Raw genomic sequence first — 1,107 nt, forward strand, 5'->3', positions numbered from 1 at the left:
TCGGGCCGAACGGCGCGGGCAAATCGACCACCATCAAGATCCTGTCCGGCATCCTGCGGCCTGACGGCGGGCGCGTGGAGATCGACGGCCGCCACCCCAGCGATGACCGCGAGCGCCACGTCGCCCGCATCGGCGTGGTGTTCGGCCAGCGCACCCAGCTGTGGTGGGACCTGCCGGTGGGCGAGGGCTTCGACCTTCTGCGCGACATCTACCGCGTGGACGAGCAGCGCTACCGCCGCGCACGCGACGAGTTGGTCGCGCTGCTGTCGCTGGAAGGCGTGCTGGCCCAGCCCGTGCGCCAGCTCTCGCTGGGCCAGCGCATGCGCGCCGAGATCGCGGCGGCGCTGCTGCACGAGCCCGACATCCTGTTCCTGGACGAGCCGACCATCGGCCTGGATGCGCCGTCCAAGCTCGCGGTGCGGGACTTCGTGCGCCGCGCCAACCGCGAGCGCGGCACCACCGTGCTGCTCACCACCCACGACATGCACGACATCGAGGCGCTGGCCGAGCGCGTGATCGTGATCGGCCATGGCCGCGTGCTGGCCGACAGCCCGGTCGAGGCCCTGCGCGCCCAGGTGATGGCCGAGCGGCGCCTGGTGGTCGATTTCGGGCACGATGCGCCCGTGCTGGCGCCGCAGCCCGGCGTGTCGGTCCATGCGCGCGAGGGCCGCACGCTGGTGCTGGGGTTCGATCCGGCCGTCACCACGGCGCCCGCGCTCATCGCGCAGCTGGTGGCCGCACACGCCGTGCAGGACATTCGTCTGGAGGGCCTGGCGATCGAGGAGGTCATCGCCCGCTTCTACGCGCTGCACGGCGCGGCCGAGGCATGAGGCCGCCGCTGGCGCTGCGGCCCTACACCGCTGCGTTCGTCTCGCGCTTTCTGCAGATGCTGCAGTACCGCACGGCGGCGCTCGCCGGCTTCGGCACCCAGTGCTGGTGGGGCGGTATCAAGGTGATGGTATTGGCCGCGTTCTACGGCGGCGCCGGCGCCTCGGGCGCGCCCATGCCGCTGCAGCAGGCCATCACCTACACCTGGCTGGCCCAGGGGCTGCTGGCGCTGCTGCCGTGGTCGGGCGACCCGGAGGTGGCGCAGGCCGTGCGCACGGG

At 72.8% G+C, this 1,107-nt stretch carries 1 protein-coding gene and 1 pseudogene; both read left to right on the forward strand.

Annotated elements, in window-relative coordinates:
• Positions 1 to 830, forward strand: an 830-nt coding sequence (locus AC27KI_RS25500) for an ABC transporter ATP-binding protein (RefSeq protein ID WP_487116590.1), incomplete at its 5' end; no start/stop codon positions are given.
• Positions 827 to 1,107 (forward strand): annotated as a pseudogene (locus AC27KI_RS25505) (ABC transporter permease); the annotation flags it as partial. The gene AC27KI_RS25500 and the pseudogene AC27KI_RS25505, both read left to right, overlap by 4 nt.

This window comes from Acidovorax sp. KPB24-03 (genome assembly GCF_057546605.1).